The following is a 20,833-nucleotide window of genomic DNA, read 5'->3' on the forward strand; positions in this document are numbered from 1 at the left end:
CTAGCGGCGGTCCGAGCGTCCTGTCCGGCACTCATGGTCGATGTGTGCCGGACAGGACGCTTTGCTGTTCCGTAGGCGACACTGAGCGCCGGACGGGGGCCGAGTGTCGGGGATGATGGACCCGTGATCACCGACCCCGCCGACCCGCGTCTCGACGACTACCGGGGACTGACCGACGTGGCGCTGCGCCGGCGCATCGAGCCCGAGCTCGGTCTGTACATGGCCGAGGGCGCCAAAGTGATCGAGCGCGCCCTGGCCGCCGGGCATCGGCCGCGTTCCGTGCTCACCAGCGAGCGCTGGCTGGAGGGAATCACGAAGGCACTCGAGGCCGCCGGCATCGACGCTCCCGTGCACGTCGCCCCCGAGTCGGTGATGGAGTCCGTCACCGGTTACCAGGTGCACCGCGGCGCCCTGGCCGCGATGGAGCGCCCCACACTGCCGTCGCTGGAGGAGATCGCCCGCGACGCCCGCCGCATCGTCGTGCTCGAGGGGATCGTCGACCACACGAACGTGGGCGCAATCTTCCGCTCGGCGGCCGGCATCGGCGCGGATGCGATCGTGGTGGCGCCCACGTGCGCTGACCCGCTGTATCGCCGCAGCGTCAAGGTCTCGATGGGCACCGTCTTCCAGGTGCCGTGGACCAGGGCCGTCCACTGGCCGGGCGCGTTGGACGAGTTGCGGCAATGGGGGTTCGTGACTGCGGCGCTGGCACTCACGGCCGATGCGGTGGGCCTGGACGAGTTCGCGGCCCACAGGCATGAGCGGGTCGCCATCGTGATGGGCGCCGAGGGTGATGGGCTGTCGCGCGCGGCCCTGCAGGCGGCCGATGCGGTCATTACCATCCCCATGGCCGGGGGAGTGGACTCGCTCAACGTGGCTGCCGCATCGGCCGTCGCGCTGTGGGCGCTGCGCACTGAGGGCTGAGGCTCGGCCTCTCAGATTGACGCGGCACCGATGTCGGCGTTGAATGCGATAATCGAACATATGTTCGAACGCGAGGACTTCTCGCAGTGATCGCAGGAGCGCCATGTCCACCCCGACTGACCCAGATGCCTCACAGCAGCAGCGGCTGAGCCGCGCGCGTGCGGCGCTCAAGGGCGTCGAGACGCGCATCGGCGCGGGACGGCCCGCAGAGGATCGGCCGGTGCTGCCGCTTGCCCCCGAACTCGAGTCGCTGCTGCCGGAGGGACTCGGGCGCGGGCAGGTGATCTCCGTGACCGGCGCCACCTCCCTCATGCTCATGCTCGCGGCCGATGCCTCGGCGGCCGGGTCGTGGACCGCGGCTATCGGCATGCCCACGGTGGGCGTGGTGGCGGCCGCCCGTCGCGGCATCGCGCTCGAGAGGTTCGCCCTGATCCCTCATCCCGGCGCGCAGGCGGCGCAGGCCGTCGGGGCGTGTGTGGACGGCATGGACGTGGTGCTGCTCGGCGAGCGGCTCGCGCTGTCCGACGCCGATCGCCGCCGGCTGGCCTCGCGGACCAAGGAGCGCGGCGGACTGATCGTCGCAGCAGGCGAGTGGCCGGGCGCGCACGTGACGCTGACGGTCGAGCGCTCCTCGTGGGACGGGTTGGGCGCGGGCGACGGCAGGCTCATCGAACGCGAGCTCACCGTCGCGGTCGGTGGCCGCCGGCAGGGGGCCGTGCGGCGCGTGCGGCTCACCCTCGACGCCGCCCCCGGGCTGCGGTTCGCGCGGCCTGGTGCCCGCGTGGATGTCGACCGCGTCAATACAAGCGGGGAGGTCGCATGAGCGAGCTGGCGTCGCGGCGAGCGGCAGGCGACGGCGCCTCGCGGGCCGATGCGCGGGTTGGGTCCGCATCGTCCGCTCAGTCTGGTCCGGTGGCAACAGTGCGTCGGGCGGTGTTGTGGGTGCCGGACTGGCCGGTGGTCGCCGCGATGTCCCAGGCGGGAGTCGGCGCCGATGTCCCGGCAGCGGTGCTGCACGGGCGCGGCATGATGGCGGTCTCGGCGGCGGCGCGGGCGGCTGGGGTCAGGCGCGGGAGCGCCAAGCGGCTCGCGCAGCGGGCGTGCCCCGACCTGGTGATCCTGCCTCACGACGAGGGCAGGGACTCGCGCGTGTTCGAGACCGTCGCGGCGGCGGCCGAGGACGTGGTGTCCGGTGTGGAGATCTCGCGCCCGGGGCTGCTGATGATTCCGGCCGACGGCGCCGCCCGCTTTCACGGCTCCGAGGCAGCGCTCGCGGAGGCGTTGGTGAACTCCGTGGCCGAGCTCGCGGGCTGCGAGAGCGCCGTGGGTGCTGCGGACGGGCTACTCGCCGCCATCCTGGCCGCGCGTACGTCCACCCTGGTGCCGCCCGGCACGTCGCGGGACTATCTGGCCGACGCCCCCGTGGGAGTGCTGCCGCTGGCCGCCATGGAGCGGCGTCAGCGCGAACAAGTCGAGGACCTCGTGGGGGTGCTGGTGCGGCTCGGCCTCACGTCGCTGTCCGACTTCACGTCGCTGCCGGCCGGCGACGTGCTCGCAAGGTTCGGGCCGGTGGGGATGTGGGCCCACCGCATCGGACGCGGGGAAGACGTGCGCCCGCCGGTGCTGCGCCGCTCCGAGGAGGACATCGCCGTCTCCTACACGTTCGAGGAACCGGCGCAGCGCGTGGAGCAGCTCGCCCTCGTCGCCGGCCACGTGGCCCAGCAGCTCGACGCTGCACTGCTCGAGGCGGGAGTCAGGTGCGGCAAGGTGCGCATCTCGGCGACCACCGAGCGCGGCGACACGCTCGAGCGGGTGTGGCGCACCGATGTGGGCTCGCGGTCGGGCGCGTTCTCCCAGCACATGACGGACCGCGTGCGGTGGCAGCTCGAAGGGTGGCTGTCGGGCACCTCGACAGGGCCCGAGCCCGCCCCGCTGACGTCGTTGGGCCTGACGGCCGAGGACGTGGTGCCGCTCGGCAGCGAGCAGGCGTACCTGTGGGGAGGCGTGTCGGGCGCGGACTCGCGCGCCCAGCGCACCCTCGAGCGGGTGCAGTCCCTGCTGGGGGCCGATGCCGTGCTCGCCGTGCGCGAGCAGGGCGGCAGGTCTCCGCGGGACCGGGTGCTCGCGCTGCCGTGGGGTCAGGAGGCGGCGCCCTCCCGCCGCATCGAGCATCCGTGGCCGGGGCGCATCCCCGACCCTGCGCCCGCGACCGTGCTGCCCGTGCCGGAACCCCTGCAGGTGCTGGACGCCGGGGGAGCGCCGGTGCGGATCGACCGCCGGCTCGCGATGAGCGCGCCCCCCACGTGGGTGCGCCTGCAGGTGGACCCGCGGGACGAGCGCGCGGCCGCGGCCCGTCGTCACCCGTCCTCCGGTCACGTGGGCCGTGGAGAGAATGGGCCGTCGTGGGGGCTCGCACAGCCGGTCGAGGCGTGGGCGGGCCCGTGGCCCGTGGTCGAGCGGTGGTGGTCCCAGGACGCCTCGCGCCGCGCGTGCCTGCAGATCGCGCTGCGGCGCCCCGACGGGAGTCCGGGGCAGGCCGTGCTGGCCTCCTTCACCGCCGGCGCGTGGGTGCTGGAGGCGGTCTATGACTGACTGTGTCGAGTACGCCGAGCTGCACGCCCACAGCGCCTTCAGCTTCCTGGACGGAGCGAGCCACCCCGAGGAGATGGCCGCCGAGGCCGGGCGGCTGGGCCTCAGCGCGCTCGCGATCACCGACCATGACGGGCTCTACGGCGCCGTGAGATTCGCGAACGCCGCACGCGCGATCGACCTGCCCACCGTGTTCGGGGCCGAGCTGCACATGGGTGCGCCCGAGACCCCCGGCGGCCCTCCCGTGCTGGACCCGCCCACCGGGGTTCCCGACCCGCGCGGCAGCCACCTGTTGGCCTTGGCGCGCGGGCCGGAGGGCTACTCGCGGCTGTCACACGCCATCGGCATGGCTCACCTGGCTACAGGGGAGAAGGGACAAGCGCGCTACACGCTCGAGGACCTGGCGGAGACGGGTGCGGGACAGTTCCTGATCCTCACCGGCTGTCGCAAGGGAACCGTGCGGCGCGCACTGTCCGGGATGGGAGTCGCGGGGGCGAACGCACTGTCCGGCGGTATCACTCCCGCGGGGTTCTCCGCGGCGCGGCGCGAGCTCGACCGGCTCACCGCGTTGTTTGGCCGCGACAACGTGGCGGTCGAGCTCACGGACACCGGTGACCCGTTCGACTCGGAGCGCAACGCAGCCCTTGCGGACCTGGCCTTCGACGCCTCGCTGCCGCTCGTGGCGACCTCCAACGCGCACTACGCGAGGCCGCGGGACGCGGACCTCGCGGCCGCACTCGCCTCGGTGCGGGCACGGTCCTCGCTGGACGACATGGACGGGTGGTTGCCAGGAGGTGCGGGAGGGCACCTGCGTTCCGCGGCCGAAATGCTGCACCGGCATCGGCGCCATCCCCAGGCCGTGACGACGGCCGCGCGCCTGGCAGCCGAATGCGCCTTCGACCTGAACCTGGTGGCGCCCAACTTGCCCCCGTACCCGGTGCCGGAGGGCCACACCGAGGCTTCGTGGCTGCGCGAGTTGGTGCTCCGCGGCGCTCATTCCCGCTACGGCTCTCCCCGCGACGAGCGCGTGCCGGGAGCGTGGAAGCAGATTGAGCACGAGCTCAACGTGATCGAGGCGCTCGACTTCCCCGGTTACTTTCTGATCGTCCACGACATCGTGAGCTTCTGCCGCGACCAGGACATTCTGTGCCAGGGGCGGGGATCCGCCGCGAACTCCGCGGTGTGCTTCGCGCTCGGCGTGACCGCTGTCGACGCCGTCACTCACGGGCTGCTGTTCGAGAGGTTCCTCGCCCCCGAGCGGGACGGTCCGCCCGACATCGACGTCGACATCGAGTCGGATCGCCGCGAAGAGGTGATCCAGTACGTGTTCCAGCGATTCGGCCGCATCAACGCCGCGATGGTCGCGAACGTCATCCAGTACCGGCCGCGTTCGGCCGTGCGCGACGCCGCCAAGGCGCTCGGCTTCGACGTGGGTCAGCAAGACGCGTGGTCCAAGAGCATCGACCGGTGGGGCTCGCTGCGCGTGCCGGCCGAGAAACAAGAGGAGTGGGCCGCCAAGCAGCGGGACGCCACCTGGCCCGAGCCGCCGCCCACGCACGACCTCGACCACATCCCGGAGCCGGTGCTCGACCTGGCAGACCGGTTCATGCGCCTGCCGCGTCACCTCGGCATCCACCCGGGCGGCATGGTGCTGTGCGATCGGCCCGTCATCGACGTGTGCCCGGTGGAGTGGGCGCGCATGCCGGGTCGCACGGTGCTGCAGTGGGACAAGGACGACTGCGCCGATGCGGGGCTCGTGAAGTTCGACCTGCTGGGGCTGGGCATGCTCTCGGCGCTGCGGTACGCATTCGGGTTCGTGCGCGATGTTGAATCCCAGGAGATCGGACTGCACTCCCTGCCGCAAGAGGACCCGGAGGTGTACGACCTGCTGTGTGCGGCGGACACGGTGGGGGTGTTCCAGGTGGAGTCGCGTGCGCAGATGGCGACCCTGCCGCGGCTGCGACCGCGCCGCTTCTACGACATCGTGATCGAGGTCGCGTTGATCCGCCCCGGGCCCATCCAGGGCGGTTCGGTCCACCCGTACATCAACCGCGCGCGTGGGCGCGAGCCGGTCACGTTCCTGCACCCGCTGCTGGAGAAGTCGCTGGGCAAGACGCTCGGGGTGCCACTGTTCCAGGAGCAACTGATGCAGATGGCGATGGACTGTGCGGGCTTCGACGGTGCCCTCGCGGACCAGTTGCGACGTGCGATGGGCTCCAAGCGATCACCGGAGCGCATGGAGGCGATACGTGCACGCTTCATGGTGGGCGCACACGAACGCGGCATCACGGCGGACGTCGCCGATCAGATCTTTGACAAGCTCAAGGCGTTCGCCGACTTCGGCTTCCCGGAGTCGCATTCGTACTCGTTCGCGTACCTCGTGTACGCGTCGAGCTGGCTCAAGGTTCACAAGCCCGCCGCCTTCTATGCGGGGCTGCTCGCGGCGCAGCCGATGGGCTTCTACAGCCCGCAGTCGCTCACGGCCGATGCGCGCAGGCACGGCCAGGTGGTGCTGCGCCCCTGCGTGAGCCGCTCGGAGGTCCTCGCTCAGGTCGAGCGGCTCGACGAGCCGTTCGAGACGCCGGACGAGGCGCGGCCAGACATGTCGGTGTTGACTCGCGTGGACCGCACCCTAGCGGTGCGCATGGGGCTCGCGGCCGTGCGCGGTCTCGGAGAGGATGCCGCGCAGGCGATCGTCGATGCGCGCGCGGCCAGACCCTTCGCCTCCGTGACCGACATGGCGCGGCGCGTACGGGTGCGGCCCTCGGGAGTGAAGGGAGAGTCGGGGCTGGCTCCCGAGAAGGGGCTCACCACCGCTCAGTGGGAGGCGCTCGCCACCGCGGGTGCCCTAGAGTCGCTGGGCGTGACGCGGCGCGAGGGGCTGTGGGCCTCGGGCGCGCTGGCACGCGAGGGACCCGACACGCTGCCGGACCTGTCGACCGACGTCGCCGCGCCCATGCTGCCGGGGATGAGCGCGGTCGAGGAGGCCGTCGCGGACGTGTGGGCCTCCGGGGTCTCCACCGACAGCTACCCGACGGTGTTCGTGCGCGACGGCCTCACCGAGCAGGGGGTGCTCACCGTGGCGGGCGTGCTCGGTCACGAGGCGGAGCGGCGCGTCACCGTCGCGGGCGTCGTGACCCACCGGCAGCGCCCCGGCACGGCCAAGGGAGTGACTTTCATCTCGCTCGAGGACGAGACCGGCTTCCTCAACGTCGTCTGCTCGGTGGGCGTGTGGCGGCGATTCCAGGCGGTGGCGCGGCGGTCTGCGGCGCTGGTGATCCGCGGCCGCATCGAGAGGGCGGACGGCGCCACCAACATGGTCGCCGAGCACATCTCACCGCTGTCCCTGAAGGTGCCCGCCAAAAGCAGGGACTTTCAGTAAACGGGGCCGCTGGTACGGGCGCGAGGCGCCTCCGAGCGGATTCAACCGGCCGTGCGCCCCATGCTACGATTGCCGTCGCGCTGAAGAGCCGATGAGGCACTTCAGACACCCTGTCCGGGTGGCGGAAATGGCAGACGCGCTAGCTTGAGGTGCTAGTGCCCGTATTAGGGCGTAGGGGTTCAAGTCCCCTTCCGGACACCATCGGGGCCGGGAGCGTTTTCGCTCCCGGCCCTTTATCGTTCCCTCCCGCAGACGCGACGCCGCAGCCGGGCTGCGCCATGCCGACATTCTCCGTTGCCGCAGCCACCGCGTGGAGGTCCACCGCGCCGCCCGACCCCGCGCAGATTGTCACAGAATGGTCACGACAGGGGAATGTCCAGGGATGACTCGCGGTTGTCGATGGCGCCAGAAGCAGTAATGGAATGAAACAAGAGGAGGCCACGCCATGTGGGACACCATCCTGTGGATCGCCGCAGTCATCATCGGAATCATCGGTATCGTCCGATTGATCCAGCGTGACTTCGTCATGGGCGCCGTGCTCATCGTCGTCGCCCTGCTCGTCGGACCTGGAGGCGTCAGCCTCTTCACTTGACGGCATGACGGCGTCAACCTCACCTCATGGTGACGCGGAGGTCCCCGACCTCCTCAGCTGACACTCGCCGCCCGCGCGTCCCGCTCAACACGAGCAGGAGTCGCGCGGGCGGCGGTGCGCTGTCGGGAGAAGTTTGCACCCGACATGTTGCAGCACCCGCGAAGCCGCCGCACCATGAGGAGATGAGCGACACGAGCCGCACCATCGACGGCCATCGCATCCGGCTGACCAGCCTGGACCGCGTGGTGTATCCCGCCACGGGCACGAGCAAGGGTGAGGTGATCGACTACGTCGAGGCCGTTGCGCCAGCGCTGACCCGGTACACGCGGGATCGTGCGGCCACGCGCAAGCGCTGGATGCAGGGCGTGGGCACGGCCGAAGCGCCCGGCGACTCGTTCTTCCACAAGAACCTCGACGATGACGCACCGTCCTGGATCCGGAGCTACGCGATTCGTCATCAGGACCACACCAGTCGCTACCCGATCCTCGACGACGCCGCGTCGCTGGTGTGGTTCGCGCAGCGCGGCGCGCTCGAGTTCCACGTCCCGCAGTGGCGATTCCGCGCCGGGGGTCGCCACGAGCCTCCGGACCGCCTGGTGCTCGACCTCGATCCAGGCGAGGGCGCAGACCTCGCGGCGTGTGTGGCGGTGGCGAGGTGGGCGCGTGAGGTCCTTGACGCGGAAGGCCTGTCCAGCGTCCCCGTGACGAGCGGGTCGAAGGGCATCCACCTGTACGCCCCGCTGGACGGCACTCTCGACGTGGACGGTGCCAACGATCTGGCGCATCGGCTCGCTGTGCGTCTGCAGGACGACCACGACGACCTCGTGACGGCGAACCTGCGCAAGGACTCGAGGGTCGGAAAGGTGCTGGTCGACTGGAGCCAGAACAACGGCTCCAAGACGACAGTGGCGCCGTTCTCGTTGCGTGGGCGCCTGCGCCCAACCGTCGCCGTCCCGCGCACCTGGGACGAACTCACCGACTCGCTCGACCAGCTCGAGATGGGTGCCGCCCTCGAGCGCGCATCGGCCGGCGAGGATCCCCTGGCGGAGCTGTTCGATGCGAGGTGATAGTTGCGTGGAAGATCACGAATGAGTAACAAGACTGGAATAACCAGGACAGACGGCGCTGTTGAGCCCTATGTCAGAAGCACTGATGACATGAACCAAAGGAGACCATCATGTTGAGCACCATTCTCTGGATCATCGGAGTCATTCTCATAATCGTTGGCATCGTGCGCATCGTTCAGAAGGACTTCTTGTGGGGGGCGATCCTCCTCGTCGTGGGTCTGCTGATCGGTCCCGGTGGTGGTTTGTTGTCTGCGGGCTGACGCAGGCCCTGGCACGCCCTCCGGTCCGTGTACACGGACCGGAGGCGCCGCCATGTCGGGGCACTAGCCTGAGTGCATGACCACACCCGTTGACGTCGTCCAGATCTGCCAAGACCTCATCCGCATCGATACGTCGAACTACGGGGATGAGCCGGGTCCAGGGGAGCGCGTCGCCGCAGAGTACGTCGCGGCGTTCCTGACGGACCTCGGGCTCGACCCCGTGATCCGGGAGTCCGCGCCGGGACGCGCGAGCGTGACCTGCCTGTGGGAGGGGTCGGACCCCGACCGCGACGCACTGGTGGTCCACGGCCACCTCGATGTCGTGCCCGCGTTCGCCGAGGACTGGTCGGTGGACCCCTTCGCTGCGGAGATTCGGGACGGCATGATCTACGGCCGCGGCGCCGTCGACATGAAGAACATGGACGCGATGATCCTCGCGTCGGTCGCCAGCATGATCCATGCAGGGGCCAAGCCGTCCCGCGACATCGTGCTCGCCTTCTTTGCTGACGAGGAGCACGGCGGCGCTTACGGCGCGAAGTGGATGGTCGCCAACCACCCCGAGGACTTCCGGGGCGCCACCGAGGCGATCAGCGAGGTCGGCGGGTTCAGCGCCTACGTCAACGGCCGGCGCGCGTACCTGATCCAGACGGCGGAGAAGGGCATCCAGTGGCTCAAGCTGATCTCCCACGGTAAGCAGGGACACGGATCGCTGGTGCACCGCGACAACGCGGTGGCGCATCTCGCGGGCGCGCTGTCCCGCATCGGCGCACATGAGTGGCCCGTCGAGCTGACTCCCACCGCGGAGCGGCTCCTCCAAGGGGTCGCCGAGCTGTTGGAGATCGAGTACGAGCCCACTCCTGAGTGCATTGGCCGGCTAGTCGCCGGCCTCGGCGCGATGGCTCCCATGATCGAGGCCTCGGTGCGCAACACGTCGAACCCGACGATGCTCGAGGCCGGGTACAAGACGAATGTGATCCCCGACACCGCCGTGGGCTACGTCGACAGCCGTTATCTACACGGCCAGCAGGAGCAGGCGCTGCGCCAGATCGAGGAGCTCGCTGGGACCCACGTCAAGGTCGAGCCCTACATCACCGAGCGCAGCCTGGAGGTTCCCTTCGAAGGAGCCCTCGTGGACAAGATGATCGCCGCGCTCGGGGCGGAGGACCCCGGCGCTCCGGTGTTGCCGTACTCGCTGATGGGTGGAACGGACAACAAGCACCTTGCCGCGCTGGGGATCACCGGCTACGGCTTCGCCCCGCTGCAGCTCCCGCCGGACCTCGACTTCCCGTCCCTGTTCCACGGGATCGACGAGAGGATCCCGGTCGACAGCCTGCACTTCGGCACGCGGGTGCTGGAGCGGTTCCTGCGCGACTGCTGAACGGCGGCACGGGACAACCAGAGCCGGACAGGGGGCTCAGAGCGCCCAGAGGCGACAATGAGTGCCGGACAGGGTTAGGCGGCGTCGGTGCGCTGCACGCGCATCACGCGACGGCGCAGCCACACTCGGCGCGCCCCGCCGTAGAGGACCTGGGAGCGGGCCAGCTCCCACCGGCCGTGCTCGGCCTTGTCCGTGAGCATCGAGCGGGTGTCCGAGCGCGACATGTCGCGCGGAATGTCGATCACGCGCCACTCGAGGCGAGTCGAGCCCGGGGCTCGACCGCGTGAGGGTGTGACCACGTGGGCGGAGTCGGTGGCGATTTCCTTCATCATCTCTCCCATTGAATACGATCCGCGAGTACCGTCATGACCATGAGCGCAGAAGCAACCGAGGCATTGAGGCGGCTGGTCGCTGCCCTCGAGGAGCACCTCGAGGCGGTTGCCATGAGGCGAGGCGACGCGGACGCTGCGGTGGACGACGCGTACGAGGCGGTCGCCACGGAGTTCGAGCGGTACGAGGACAAGCTCGATTCGGAGTACGGGGAGACCCTGCCGATCGTGCTCGACGACGCGGACGGCGACGACGAGTACGACGAGGACGACGAGGACGACGAGGACGACGAGCCGACGCAGAGCACTGCCGAAGAAGACGATCCGCTCGACCCCCACGCCGTCGAGGACGATGACGACATGGATGACGACATCGACGAGTTCGACCTGCGATAGAGCTGCGCGCACGGTCTCGCCATCTCGCTACCTGCGCTCGGGGTAGCCGATGCCGGGGGCGGAGATCTCGTCGAGCGCATCCGCGATGGTGGGGGGCAGGTCGAGCGCCGATGCGGCGAGCGAGGGCATGAGCTGCGCGGCGGTGCGCGCCCCGACGATCGCCGAGCTGATGCCGGAGCGACCCAGGACCCACGCGAGAGCGACGGCCAGCGGTGGCTCATCCAGCCCTTGAGCGGCCGTCGCCAGCGCGTCGACGATTCCCGCGGCCCGGTCGTCCAGGTAAGGCGAGACGAACCCCGCCAGGTGCTCCGACGCGGCCCGTGAATCGGCCGGGATCGCCTCGCGATACTTGCCCGTCAGGACACCCCTGCCGAGCGGGGACCAGGCGAGCGCGCCCATTCCCAGCGCCTCCGCAGCAGGAAGGACCTCGCGCTCGACGCCCCGCTGGAGCAGCGAGTACTCGACCTGGGTGGCGGTGACGGCGGGCCGCGTGGCGAGCGCAGAGATCTGCGCTGTCGCCCAGCCGGGGTAGTTCGAGACGCCCACGTACCGCGCGCGCCCGGAGTTCACTGCGATCTCGAGTGCGTGCAGCGTCTCCTCGACGGGGGCCACCGGATCGTAGGCGTGCACGAGCCACAGGTCCACGTGGTCCGTTCCCATGCGGGTGAGCGACGCGTCGAGGGTGTCGAGCAGCGTGTCGCGTGACGCGTCGATGACGCCGCCATCGGCGGTGCGTCGGATGCCCGCCTTGGTGCAGATCTGCACGTCGGAGCGGGAGATCGTGCCGCCGAGCATGGTGCCGATCAGCGACTCGGCGCCGCCGCCCGCGTAGGACGCGGCGGTGTCCAGCAGGGTGCCACCGGCGTCGAGGAAGGCATCGAGCTGCGCGCCGGCCTCGTCCGGGCCGGTGTCGCGGCTCCAGGTCATGGTGCCAAGGCCCAGCGACGACACCGTCAGACCACTCGTGCCGACCCGTCTGCGCTGCATGCACGCGACGCTACCCGTCGACGCTGTGGGTCCGTGGGCGCGACGCGCTGACGCTAGCCTTGCCGTCATGAACTGGTGGGAAGCTGTCGTGCTCGGACTGGTGCAAGGACTGACAGAGTTCCTGCCAATCTCCTCGAGTGCCCATGTGCGTGTGGTCGGACCCCTGCTTCCGAGCGGCGGCGACCCGGGCGCAGCGTTCACCGCGATCATCCAGATCGGCACCGAGGCCGCGGTACTGCTGTACTTCTGGAAGGACATCGTGCGGATCCTCGCCTCCTGGGGCCGCGCGCTCGCGGGCAAGGACGGGAGCGACCGGGCTGCCCGGCTGGGGGCACACAGCGCCGATGCCCGCTTGGGGTGGTGGATCATCGTGGGCACCATCCCCATCGTGGTGCTCGGCCTCGTGTTTCAGGACTACATCGAGAACGAGCTGCGTCACCTCTATCTCACCGCCGCCGGGCTCGCGATCTTCGCGCTCGTGCTGGGCTTCGCCGACAAGATCGGCGCCAAGCGTCGCGAGCTCACGGAGCTCAAGGGCAAGGATGCGATCCTGCTCGGCTTCGCGCAGGCCATGGCCCTCGTTCCCGGCGTGTCACGCTCCGGTGGCACGATCTCGATGGGGCTGCTGCTCGGGCTCACCAGAGAGGCCGCCGCAAGATACTCGTTCCTGTTGGCGATTCCTGCGGTGCTGGGCTCCGGGCTCTTCCAGCTGTTCTCCAACTCCGATGAGCTCACCGCCGTCGGCGGCCCGGGGATCGCGAACACCGTCATCGCCGCAGTGGTCGCCTTCGCCGTCGGCTACGTCGTGATCGTGTGGTTCCTGAGGATCATCTCGCACCACACCTACTGGGGGTTCGTCTGGTACCGCATCGCGCTGTCCATCGGGATCGTGGTGCTGCTCGCCGCAGGCGTGATCCCCGCGGTCGCGTAGCGGCAGGAGTCGCGCGGCGCCGTCAGTCGGGACGGCCGTCAGTCGGGGCGCTTGGGCCCGCCGCCGTCGCGGCGGCGCAGGAACTTCTCGAACTCCTCGGCGATCGCCTCTCCGGACGCCTCGGGCAGGCTCGTCTCGTCCATGAGCGACTCGAGCTGCTCCACGTGGGCGGCGATCTCCTCGTCGTCCTCCGTGAGCTCGTCGGCGCCGCGCTGCCACGCCTCGGCCTCGTCGGGGAGGTCGCCCAGGTCGATCGGCGCCCCGAGCAGGCGCTCGAGCTGGCCGAGCAGGGTCACGGTCGCCTTGGGGCTCGGCGGGTGCGCGATGTAGTGAGGCACCCCCACCCAGACGCTCAGCACGGTGATGCCCCGCAGCTGGGCCTCGTGTCCCAGCACTCCGACGATGCCGGTGGGGCCCTCGTACTCGGATGCCTCGAGCCCATAGCGCGCCCGCGCGGAGTCGTCGTCGCTGGTGACGAAGGTCGGCAACGGTCGTGTGTGGGGGACGTCCAGCAGGAGGGCGCCGCACGTGACGAGCGTCGTGACGCCGAGGTCCTCCGCGGCGTCGAGGACCTCGGCGCAGAAGGTCCTCCACCGCATCGAAGGCTCGATCCCGCGTGCCAGCACCACTCGTGCCGCCTGCTCCGGTGGACCGGGAGTGGTCGACACGATCGTGCCAGGCCACGACACCACCCGGTCACCCGACGGCAGCCTCGCGATAGACGGACGTGCGACCTGGAAGTCGTGGTAGTCCTCGGGATCGAGGGTGGTGTGCTCGGCGGAGCCCCAGGTCTGTGCGATGTGGTCGAGGGCCGCAGATGCGGACGAGCCGGCATCGTTCCATCCCTCGAACGCGGCGACCATGACGGTCTCGTCGGCAGGTATGGCCGAGTCGGTCTGGTCCATTTCCATCATCCCGCCAGCCTAGACTCATGCCACGTGAATGCACATACGCCCCTGCCGGCCGCAGTCCTGTGGGACATGGACGGCACGCTCATCGATTCCGAGCCCGCCTGGATCGGCGCGGAGACCGCGCTGGCTGACCGCTTCGCCGTCGAGTGGACGCACGAGGACGGGCTCTCGCTGGTGGGTCGCCCCATCGTCGAAAGCGCCCGGATCCTGCGGGACCGGGGCGTTGCGCTCGAGATCGACGACATCGCAGCGACCCTCGTGGGAGCAGTTGCAGAGAGCGTGCGCGGCCACGTTCCCTGGCAGGCCGATGCGCGGCTGCTGCTCGAGCAGGTGCTGGCGGCGGGCATCCCGTGCGCGCTGGTGACGATGTCCTACGCGCGGCTCGCCGACGCCTTCCTCGCCCAGGTTCCTGACGCCTTCGCGGCGGTGGTGACCGGGGACCAGGTCGCCCGCGGCAAGCCCGACCCGGAGGCCTACCTCACCGCGGCGACGCTGCTCGGTGTTGACGCCGCTCGCTGCGTCGCCATCGAGGACTCGCCCGCGGGCATCGGCTCCGCGCTCGCCTCGGGGGCACGCACCATCGGAGTGGAGCGACTGGTCCCCGTGGAGCCCCGCCCCGGGCTGTCACGCGTGAGATCGCTGGACAGGGTCGACGTGCCGTTGCTACGCGAGATCGCCGCGGGACGTCAGATCGACGAGCTCACCGCAGGCGACTGAGCCTCGCCGGGCGCGACGCCGAAGGCGCGCTCGACGGCTGCCGACGCGAGCGGGGGAGTCACGCCGCCGAACTCCGGGCACAGCGCCTGAAAACTGCACCAGCCGCACAGTTTCGAGGGAGTCGGCCGGAAGTCGCCGGCGCGGGCAGCGTGAAGGATGGCGTTCCACAGGTCGCGAATCTCGTTCTCGATCATCTCCAGGTCCTGCGCGGTGGGATGCATCACGATGGTGCCCCCGTCGCGGAGGTACAACAGCTGCAGCAGGGCAGGTCGTCGTCCTCGGAGCCGCTCGACCAGGAGCGCGTAGAACCGCATCTGGAACTTCGCAGCCTGTCCGTACTGCGGACGAGGTGCCTTTCCTGACTTGTAGTCCACGATGCGGATCGAGCCATCGGGAGCAACGTCCACCCGGTCGATCACTCCGCGCAGCGACGGTCCGTCTTCAAGCTGGAACTCGACGTACTCCTCGCGTGCTGCGGGCTCGAGGCGCTGCGGGTTCTCCAGCATGAAGTAGCGCTCCACGCGCTCCCGGGCGTCGTCCAGCCAGATGCGCTCGGCGGTGACGTCCGCGTGCAGTTGCGCGAGATCGGGGTCCTGGGCGAGCATCGCGCGCCACTCGGGCTCGACCATGGCAGTTGCGGCGCTAGGCGTGCGTCCCGCCGCAGGCAGATCGAAGAGATCCTCGAGGACCGAATGGACGAGGGTGCCGAGCGTCGCGGCGGGCGACGGGGGCTCGGGGATGCGGTCGACCACGCGCAGGCGGAACATCAACGGGCATTGGCGGAAGTCGGATGCGCGCGAGGGCGAGATCCCGGGTGCGGAGGCCATGTCCCCCAGGGTAGGCGGGGTCGCAGACACCGGATGTCGGACTCCCTCATGGTGGTGCCGCCTGGTGCTCCCGCCGCTGCGGCGACCAACTACCGTGGACCCCATGACCAATGCCCCGACCCCCACCCGGGGCCTGTCCCTTGGCCGCGTCTTCGGCGGCCGGGTCATCGTCCAGCCTTCCACGCTGCTCATGCTGGTGCTACTGGCGTTCCTGTTCGCCACCAATGGCGGGGGAGACCTGGACCGACGCACCTTCACGGTCGGGCTGGTGCTGGCGCTGCTGCTGTTCGCGTCGGTGCTGGTGCACGAGATCGCTCACGCAGCGGCGGCGCGCGCTTTCGGACGCCAGGTGCACGAGGTGGTGCTGACCCTGTGGGGCGGGCACACGACCTTCGACGCGCGAGGGATGACGCCCATGGTCAGCGGGGTCACGGCGCTCGCTGGCCCCGTCGCGAACGTGCTACTCGCAGCGCTCGGCGGCCTCGCGCTCGCCTCGGGCGCCCTCGACATCACGCTGTTCTCGCTGCTCGCCGGCGATCTGACCGTCGCGGGGATCGTCCGCTACCTGGTCTACGCCAACCTGATCCTCGCGGCGTTCAACGCCCTGCCCGGCATCCCGATGGACGGGGGCCGCGTGCTGGAGGCGATCGTCTGGGCTGTCACCGGCGACCGATACCGCGGCGTCAGGATCGCGGCGTGGGCGGGACGCGTGATCGCCATCGCTGTGGTGCTTGTCGTGCTCGGCTATCCGCTCGCGCAGGGACGCTCACCCCAGCTGTTCGAGCTCCTCTGGGCGGGACTGATCTTCGCGATCCTGTGGCCCGCCGCGTCGGGCGCTCTGCGCACCGCCGAGGTGCTCGGCCGCCGGGAGGGCGTGACCGCAGGCACCCTGATGGTGCCCGCTGTCCCGGTGAGGTTCAACGCCACTGTAGAGTCGGCGCGCCAGCAGGCCGACGCAGCGGGCGCGCAGGAGGTGGTGGTGCTCACTGCGGACGGAGTCCCCGCCGGTCACTTCCCGGTCGCCCTGACGGACGCCGTCCCGGCTGAGCAGTGGCCCTCCGCGAGCATGCAGAGCGTCACCATGCCGCTGCCGCGCGGTGCGGCCGTTCCCGCCTCTCTCACGGGGGCCGATCTCGAGTTGGCGCTGCGTGAGTGGTGGGGCCGCACCGACGTGTGGACCGTCGCGCAAGACGGCCGAATCGTGGGCGTGGTGCGACTGGGCGACGTCATGAAGGCGCTCCAGTAGCGCGCCGTAGACTGGGAGGCATGACCACCCCCACCCCTCCTGCCGGTGCCGCCGCGCGCCGTGGCCCGCTCAGCGCCGGCGACCGCATCCAGCTCACCGACGCGAAGGGTCGCCACCACACGATCGTGCTGGAGGCAGGAAAGACCTTCCACACCCACCGCGGTCAGTTCGCGCACGATGAGATCATCGGCCGCCCCGAGGGCGTGGTGGTCACCAACACGGCGGGGTACGACTACCTCGTGCTGCGGCCGCTGCTGAGCGACTTCGTGATGTCGATGCCGCGGGGCGCGGCCGTGATCTATCCCAAGGACTCGGGCCAGATCATCCAGATGGCCGACATCTACCCTGGCGCGACCGTCGTCGAGGCGGGGGTCGGCTCCGGAGCGCTCACGATGTCGCTGCTGCGAGCGGTGGGCGACAGCGGACGGCTCATCTCCGTCGAGCGGCGAGAGGACTTCGCCGACATTGCCCGCGCCAACGTCGAGAGCCACTTCCATGGCCCTCACCCCGCCTGGACCCTCGAGATCGGCGACTTCGCCGACCGCGTGCGCGAGGTGGAACCCGGCACGGTCGATCGCGTGGTCCTGGACATGCTCGCGCCCTGGGAGAACCTCGAGGCGGCGGCCGATGCGCTCGCGCCGGGCGGCGTCTTCCTCGCCTACGTCGCGACCGCCACTCAGTTGTCACGGGTCGCCGAGGAGCTGCGCTCCCACGGCGGTTATACCGAGCCGCAGGCGTGGGAGTCGATGGTGCGCACGTGGCACCTCGAGGGACTGGCCGTCCGTCCCGATCACCGCATGATCGGGCACACGGGGTTCCTGATCACCTCCCGCCGGCTCGCGCCGGGCCAGACGGCGCCGGTGCGCACGCGCCGCCCGTCGAAGGGCGCGTACCCGACCGACGCGGACTGGACGCCGGAAGAGCTGGGCGAGCGGTCGGTGAGCGACAAGAAGGTGCGTCGCGTGCGTCGCGACGCCGAGCGCACCCGCGATGTCGAAATGGGAGTCGGCCCGAGCGCCGACGAGAATATCGCGGGCGGCACGGTTGTTGAGCACACCACAGTCGTTGACAACAACACAGTGGCGGATTCCGGCACTGGCGCTGAGGACGGAGGTCGCTGATGGTGGCTGAGGGCCAGGACAAGATCGCCGCGCTGCAGGCGCGCAACACCGAGCTGCAACGGCTGCTGGAGGCCGCGCGGGAGTCGCTCGGCGAGATGCGCGACAAGCTCGCCGAGGCCCAGCAGCCGCCCCACACCTTCGCGACGTTCGTGAAGCGCGAAGGCACCCTCGCGGACGTCGTCAGCAACGGGCGCCGCATGCGCGTTGCGATGCTGCCCGAGGTCGGACCCAACCTTGAGTCGGGCGACGAGGTGCTGCTCAACGCCATGAGCGTGGTGGTGGGGGTCGCCGAGCCCGAGCGCTCCGGCCAGGGCGCCATCGTGCGCGAGGTGCTCGACGACGAGAGGGTGCTGGTCGTGGCGCGCGGCGAGGACGAGCGCATCGTGGTGCTCGTCGGCGGCGACGCGTACGAGCGTCTTCATGAGGGCGACACCGTCATCATCGACCCGCGCACGGGCTTCGCGACGGAACGAGTCGAGCGCACGGGAGTCGAGGCGCTGCTGCTCGAGGAGGTGCCCGACGTCGACTTTGGGGCGATCGGCGGCCTGGCCGCACAGATTGAGCGCATCCGCGACGCCATCGAGTTGCCGTTGCGACACCCCGACTTGTACCGCGAGCACGCGCTCACCCCGCCTCGCGGGCTGCTGCTGTACGGCCCACCGGGCTGTGGCAAGACGCTGATCGCGAAGGCGGTCGCCCACTCGCTCGCCGATGCCGTGGGCGCCGACCGCTCGTACTTCCTGTCGGTCAAGGGGCCCGAGTTGCTGAACAAGTACGTGGGCGAGACCGAGCGGTACATCCGCACCATCTTCGAGCGCGCACGTGCGAAGGCCTCCGAGGGATCGCCGGTGGTGGTGTTCTTCGATGAGATGGAGGCGCTGTTCCGCTCGCGCGGTTCGGGTGTCAGCTCGGATATGGAGACCACGATCGTCCCCCAGCTGCTGACCGAGCTCGACGGCATCGAGCAGCTCGGCAACGTCATCGTCATCGGGGCGTCCAACCGGGAGGACATGCTCGATCCCGCCATCCTGCGCCCCGGCCGGCTCGACGTGAAGATCGAGATCAACCGGCCCGACGCCGCGTCGGCACGAGACATCTTCTCGAAGTACCTCACCACGAGCCTGCCCCTGGCGGGCTCCGCGCTGGACGCCGTGGGCGGCGACCGCGAGCGGGCCGTCGCGGACCTCATCGAGCGCGGCGTGGACCGCCTGTACGCGGACCCGTCCAACGGCAAATACATGTCGGGCGCGCTCGTGCGCAACGCGGTGGACCGCGCCAAGACCCGGGCGATCAAGTCGGTGATCGCCGGAGGCGAGCGCGGCATCTCCGCGAGCCACGTCGACGAGGCGTGCGAGCAGGAGTTGGCGGAGGCCAAGGCTGTGGCCTCGAGCTCGCTCCGCGAGGGCTGAGCGTGCGCATCGCAGGGCTGGAGACCGAGTACGGGATCGTCGATCCTGCGCGGGACCAGGCGAATCCGATTCTGCTGTCCTCGCGGCTGGTCGACGCGTGCCGGCTATGGGCCGATGGACGTAGCGCACCATGGGACTACGGCGGCGAGGACCCGCTCCAGGACCAGCGGGGCCACCGGCGCGAACGTGCGACCGCTGGCGCGGACATGCTCACCGACGCCCACGAGTGGAACCCCCAGCACGGACTCGTGTCGTTGCGGCGGCGCCGCGGCTCCTGGGAGGATCCCGCCCACCTCAACGCGGTGCTCGGTAACGGTGCCCGCTTCTATGTCGATCACGCCCACCCCGAATACTCGGGACCCGAGGTCGCCTCCGCGCGCGAGGCCGTGGTGTGGGACCGTGCGGGCGACGCGATCGCGCTGGCCGCAGCCGCGCGGTACGCGCAGGAGGAGGACTCCGCCGTCGCGCTGTACAAGAACAACGTGGACGGCAAGGGCGCGAGCTATGGCACGCACGAGAACTTCCTGGTCCGCCGGGATGTCGACTTCTCGCGCCTCGCAGAGCTCATCACGAGTCACCTGGTGACGCGCCCCATCGTCGTGGGCGCCGGGCGCGTCGGGATAGGCCAGCGGGGCGAGGAGCCCGGCTTCCAGATCTCGCAGCGAGCGGATTACATCGAGACCGAGATCGGTCTCGAGACCACGTTGCGTCGGCCCATCGTCAACACCCGCGACGAGCCCCACGCCGACCGCCGTCGCTGGCGCCGTCTCCACGTGATCGTCGGGGACGCGAACTGCTTCGACGTGCCCGTCTACCTCAAGATCGGCTCCACATCGCTGGTGCTGTCCGCCATCGAGGCGGACGACGAGAGGCTGGAGGCGCTGGTGCTGTCCGAGCCGGTGGCCGCAGTGCGCACCGTCTCCCGCGACCTGTCGCTGCGCACCCCGCTTCCGCTCGCGTCAGGAGAGTCAGCCACTGCGTTGGAGATGCAGCGCGCACTGCTGGAGATCTGCCGCGACTACGTGTCGGATGCGGATGAGGCGCAGGTCATCGCCCGCTGGGAGGACGTGCTCGACGCGCTGGGCCGCGACATCTTCGAGGCCGCGCACGATGTCGAGTGGGTCGCGAAGCTGCAGCTGCTCGGCCGGCTTCGAGACAAGCACACACGACTCGACGAGCAGGGGATCGCAGTGCCGATGCCGTGGTCGGATGCGCGGCTCGCCGCGCTGGACGTGCAATGGAGCAGGCTCGGCGACGGGTGGGCGTCGCGGCTGACCGCCGCCGGCGCTGCGACGCGAGTGACGGACGACGCCGAGGTGGAGAGGGCGATGCGCACGCCCCCGAGTTCCACGCGCGCGGCGGTGCGCGGGGCCTTCGTCGGCAAGTATCCCCACCTGGTCGATGCGGCCGGCTGGGCGTCGGTGGTGCTCGATCGAGAGACCGCTCACGGCAAGCTCGAGGTTCTCCACCTCGACGATCCGTTCGCCGCCACCCACCCCATGCTCGACGAGCTCGCGCGGGGATAGGATCGAGTCATGCCTCAGACACACGCCTCCGGACAGCCCTACGAGGACGACGCCCCTGAGCCAGCGCCGCCGTCCGCACCCGCCAAGGCGGAGAGCACCGATGCGGTCGACAGCCTGCTCGACGAGATCGACGGGTCGCTGCAGACCAACGCGGAGGAGTTCGTCCGGTCGTTCGTGCAGAAGGGCGGGCAGTAGCCGCGGTCGCGTTCCCTGACGGAGTCTCGGCCGAGGTTCCCCCGCC

Annotated in this window: 20 protein-coding genes and 1 tRNA gene; 17 read left to right on the forward strand and 4 right to left on the reverse strand. The window is 70.2% G+C overall.

Annotated features, from left to right (window positions below; all coding sequences use genetic code 11):
• Window positions 1-123 precede the first annotated feature (123 nt).
• The 9 genes from ACNI3K_RS10040 (at window position 124) to ACNI3K_RS10080 (ending at window position 10,192) form a co-directional block, all read left to right on the forward strand.
• On the forward strand, window positions 124-924 hold the full coding sequence (locus ACNI3K_RS10040; protein ID WP_419391756.1) for a TrmH family RNA methyltransferase: 801 nt from the start codon (window positions 124-126) through the stop codon (window positions 922-924).
• 103 nt (window positions 925-1,027) lie between these two features.
• Entirely contained in the window at window positions 1,028-1,747 is a 720-nt protein-coding gene (gene imuA' / locus ACNI3K_RS10045) for a DnaE2-dependent mutagenesis accessory factor ImuA' (protein WP_419391757.1), read from the forward strand.
• An 89-nt stretch (window positions 1,748-1,836) separates the two neighbouring features.
• The gene (locus ACNI3K_RS10050) at window positions 1,837-3,516 is read left to right on the forward strand and encodes a DNA polymerase Y family protein (RefSeq protein WP_419391758.1); all 1,680 of its coding nucleotides are present in this window, start codon (window positions 1,837-1,839) and stop codon (window positions 3,514-3,516) included.
• Window positions 3,509-6,895, forward strand: coding sequence for an error-prone DNA polymerase (locus ACNI3K_RS10055; protein WP_419391759.1), 3,387 nt, complete (start codon window positions 3,509-3,511; stop codon window positions 6,893-6,895). The genes ACNI3K_RS10050 and ACNI3K_RS10055 overlap by 8 nt, the downstream gene beginning before the upstream one ends.
• 112 nt (window positions 6,896-7,007) lie before the next feature.
• Window positions 7,008-7,096, forward strand: a tRNA-Leu gene (locus ACNI3K_RS10060).
• A gap of 244 nt (window positions 7,097-7,340) precedes the next feature.
• Window positions 7,341-7,487: a GPGG-motif small membrane protein gene (locus ACNI3K_RS10065; protein WP_193746376.1), complete on the forward strand. Its 147-nt coding sequence runs from the start codon at window positions 7,341-7,343 to the stop codon at window positions 7,485-7,487.
• A 182-nt stretch (window positions 7,488-7,669) separates the two neighbouring features.
• Window positions 7,670-8,554: a non-homologous end-joining DNA ligase gene (gene ligD, locus ACNI3K_RS10070; RefSeq protein WP_419391760.1), complete on the forward strand. Its 885-nt coding sequence runs from the start codon at window positions 7,670-7,672 to the stop codon at window positions 8,552-8,554.
• 110 nt (window positions 8,555-8,664) lie between these two features.
• Complete coding sequence (locus ACNI3K_RS10075; RefSeq protein WP_419391761.1) at window positions 8,665-8,814, forward strand: GPGG-motif small membrane protein; 150 nt, start codon at window positions 8,665-8,667, stop codon at window positions 8,812-8,814.
• Between the two features lie 76 nt (window positions 8,815-8,890).
• Entirely contained in the window at window positions 8,891-10,192 is a 1,302-nt protein-coding gene (locus ACNI3K_RS10080; protein ID WP_419391762.1) for a M20/M25/M40 family metallo-hydrolase, read from the forward strand.
• A gap of 74 nt (window positions 10,193-10,266) precedes the next feature.
• On the opposite strand, the gene ACNI3K_RS10085 is transcribed toward ACNI3K_RS10080, so the two are convergent.
• Window positions 10,267-10,524: a DUF5703 family protein gene (locus ACNI3K_RS10085; RefSeq protein WP_419391763.1), complete on the reverse strand. Its 258-nt coding sequence runs from the start codon at window positions 10,522-10,524 to the stop codon at window positions 10,267-10,269.
• Between the two features lie 39 nt (window positions 10,525-10,563).
• Between ACNI3K_RS10085 and ACNI3K_RS10090 the strand changes: the two genes are divergently transcribed.
• Window positions 10,564-10,917: a primosomal protein gene (locus tag ACNI3K_RS10090; RefSeq protein WP_419391764.1), complete on the forward strand. Its 354-nt coding sequence runs from the start codon at window positions 10,564-10,566 to the stop codon at window positions 10,915-10,917.
• Window positions 10,918-10,944: 27 nt separating this feature from the next.
• Here ACNI3K_RS10090 and ACNI3K_RS10095 read toward each other — a convergent pair whose 3' ends face one another.
• Complete coding sequence (locus tag ACNI3K_RS10095; RefSeq protein WP_419391765.1) at window positions 10,945-11,904, reverse strand: aldo/keto reductase; 960 nt, start codon at window positions 11,902-11,904, stop codon at window positions 10,945-10,947.
• A 67-nt stretch (window positions 11,905-11,971) separates the two neighbouring features.
• Between ACNI3K_RS10095 and ACNI3K_RS10100 the strand changes: the two genes are divergently transcribed.
• Window positions 11,972-12,835, forward strand: coding sequence for an undecaprenyl-diphosphate phosphatase (locus ACNI3K_RS10100; protein ID WP_419391766.1), 864 nt, complete (start codon window positions 11,972-11,974; stop codon window positions 12,833-12,835).
• Between the two features lie 38 nt (window positions 12,836-12,873).
• Here ACNI3K_RS10100 and ACNI3K_RS10105 read toward each other — a convergent pair whose 3' ends face one another.
• Window positions 12,874-13,749: a PAC2 family protein gene (locus ACNI3K_RS10105; RefSeq protein WP_419391767.1), complete on the reverse strand. Its 876-nt coding sequence runs from the start codon at window positions 13,747-13,749 to the stop codon at window positions 12,874-12,876.
• Between the two features lie 24 nt (window positions 13,750-13,773).
• Between ACNI3K_RS10105 and ACNI3K_RS10110 the strand changes: the two genes are divergently transcribed.
• Window positions 13,774-14,463: an HAD family hydrolase gene (locus tag ACNI3K_RS10110; protein ID WP_419391768.1), complete on the forward strand. Its 690-nt coding sequence runs from the start codon at window positions 13,774-13,776 to the stop codon at window positions 14,461-14,463.
• Here the strand turns inward: ACNI3K_RS10110 and ACNI3K_RS10115 are convergent.
• The gene (locus tag ACNI3K_RS10115; RefSeq protein WP_419391769.1) at window positions 14,433-15,290 is read right to left on the reverse strand and encodes a RecB family exonuclease; all 858 of its coding nucleotides are present in this window, start codon (window positions 15,288-15,290) and stop codon (window positions 14,433-14,435) included. The genes ACNI3K_RS10110 and ACNI3K_RS10115 overlap by 31 nt on opposite strands.
• Window positions 15,291-15,393: 103 nt before the next feature.
• On the opposite strand from ACNI3K_RS10115, the gene ACNI3K_RS10120 reads away from it, so the two are divergent.
• From ACNI3K_RS10120 to ACNI3K_RS10140, 5 genes are read left to right on the forward strand one after another with little or no spacing between them, the layout of a single operon-like run.
• Window positions 15,394-16,536 (forward strand): site-2 protease family protein, encoded by a 1,143-nt coding sequence (locus ACNI3K_RS10120; protein WP_419391770.1) that lies wholly within the window; start codon window positions 15,394-15,396, stop codon window positions 16,534-16,536.
• 20 nt (window positions 16,537-16,556) lie between these two features.
• Window positions 16,557-17,657 carry a tRNA (adenine-N1)-methyltransferase gene (locus tag ACNI3K_RS10125; protein WP_419391771.1) on the forward strand — a complete coding sequence of 367 codons (1,101 nt, stop codon included), beginning with the start codon at window positions 16,557-16,559 and terminating at the stop codon, window positions 17,655-17,657.
• Window positions 17,657-19,066 carry a proteasome ATPase gene (gene arc, locus ACNI3K_RS10130; protein ID WP_419391772.1) on the forward strand — a complete coding sequence of 470 codons (1,410 nt, stop codon included), beginning with the start codon at window positions 17,657-17,659 and terminating at the stop codon, window positions 19,064-19,066. Before ACNI3K_RS10125 ends, arc begins: the two co-directional genes overlap by 1 nt.
• A 2-nt stretch (window positions 19,067-19,068) precedes the next feature.
• Window positions 19,069-20,592: a depupylase/deamidase Dop gene (gene dop / locus ACNI3K_RS10135; protein WP_419391773.1), complete on the forward strand. Its 1,524-nt coding sequence runs from the start codon at window positions 19,069-19,071 to the stop codon at window positions 20,590-20,592.
• Window positions 20,593-20,601: 9 nt separating this feature from the next.
• On the forward strand, window positions 20,602-20,787 hold the full coding sequence (locus ACNI3K_RS10140; protein WP_419391774.1) for a ubiquitin-like protein Pup: 186 nt from the start codon (window positions 20,602-20,604) through the stop codon (window positions 20,785-20,787).
• Window positions 20,788-20,833 lie beyond the last annotated feature (46 nt).

The organism is Demequina ureilytica (genome assembly GCF_048553575.1).
In the GTDB taxonomy this organism is placed as follows: domain Bacteria; phylum Actinomycetota; class Actinomycetes; order Actinomycetales; family Demequinaceae; genus Demequina.

Excerpts from the sequence above, each read along its gene's own strand:
- imuA' (WP_419391757.1), top strand. The coding sequence starts at position 1,028 with ATGTCCACCCCGACTGACCCAGATGCCTCACAGCAGCAGCGGCTGAGC.
- ACNI3K_RS10055 (WP_419391759.1), top strand. The coding sequence starts at position 3,509 with ATGACTGACTGTGTCGAGTACGCCGAGCTGCACGCCCACAGCGCCTTC.
- ACNI3K_RS10065 (WP_193746376.1), top strand. The coding sequence starts at position 7,341 with ATGTGGGACACCATCCTGTGGATCGCCGCAGTCATCATCGGAATCATC.
- ACNI3K_RS10120 (WP_419391770.1), top strand. The coding sequence starts at position 15,394 with ATGACCAATGCCCCGACCCCCACCCGGGGCCTGTCCCTTGGCCGCGTC.
- ACNI3K_RS10100 (WP_419391766.1), top strand. The coding sequence starts at position 11,972 with ATGAACTGGTGGGAAGCTGTCGTGCTCGGACTGGTGCAAGGACTGACA.
- ACNI3K_RS10075 (WP_419391761.1), top strand. The coding sequence starts at position 8,665 with ATGTTGAGCACCATTCTCTGGATCATCGGAGTCATTCTCATAATCGTT.
- ACNI3K_RS10115 (WP_419391769.1), bottom strand. The coding sequence starts at position 15,290 with ATGGCCTCCGCACCCGGGATCTCGCCCTCGCGCGCATCCGACTTCCGC.
- arc (WP_419391772.1), top strand. The coding sequence starts at position 17,657 with ATGGTGGCTGAGGGCCAGGACAAGATCGCCGCGCTGCAGGCGCGCAAC.
- ACNI3K_RS10140 (WP_419391774.1), top strand. The coding sequence starts at position 20,602 with ATGCCTCAGACACACGCCTCCGGACAGCCCTACGAGGACGACGCCCCT.
- ACNI3K_RS10105 (WP_419391767.1), bottom strand. The coding sequence starts at position 13,749 with ATGATGGAAATGGACCAGACCGACTCGGCCATACCTGCCGACGAGACC.
- ACNI3K_RS10080 (WP_419391762.1), top strand. The coding sequence starts at position 8,891 with ATGACCACACCCGTTGACGTCGTCCAGATCTGCCAAGACCTCATCCGC.
- ligD (WP_419391760.1), top strand. The coding sequence starts at position 7,670 with ATGAGCGACACGAGCCGCACCATCGACGGCCATCGCATCCGGCTGACC.
- ACNI3K_RS10085 (WP_419391763.1), bottom strand. The coding sequence starts at position 10,524 with ATGATGAAGGAAATCGCCACCGACTCCGCCCACGTGGTCACACCCTCA.
- ACNI3K_RS10090 (WP_419391764.1), top strand. The coding sequence starts at position 10,564 with ATGAGCGCAGAAGCAACCGAGGCATTGAGGCGGCTGGTCGCTGCCCTC.
- ACNI3K_RS10095 (WP_419391765.1), bottom strand. The coding sequence starts at position 11,904 with ATGCAGCGCAGACGGGTCGGCACGAGTGGTCTGACGGTGTCGTCGCTG.
- ACNI3K_RS10125 (WP_419391771.1), top strand. The coding sequence starts at position 16,557 with ATGACCACCCCCACCCCTCCTGCCGGTGCCGCCGCGCGCCGTGGCCCG.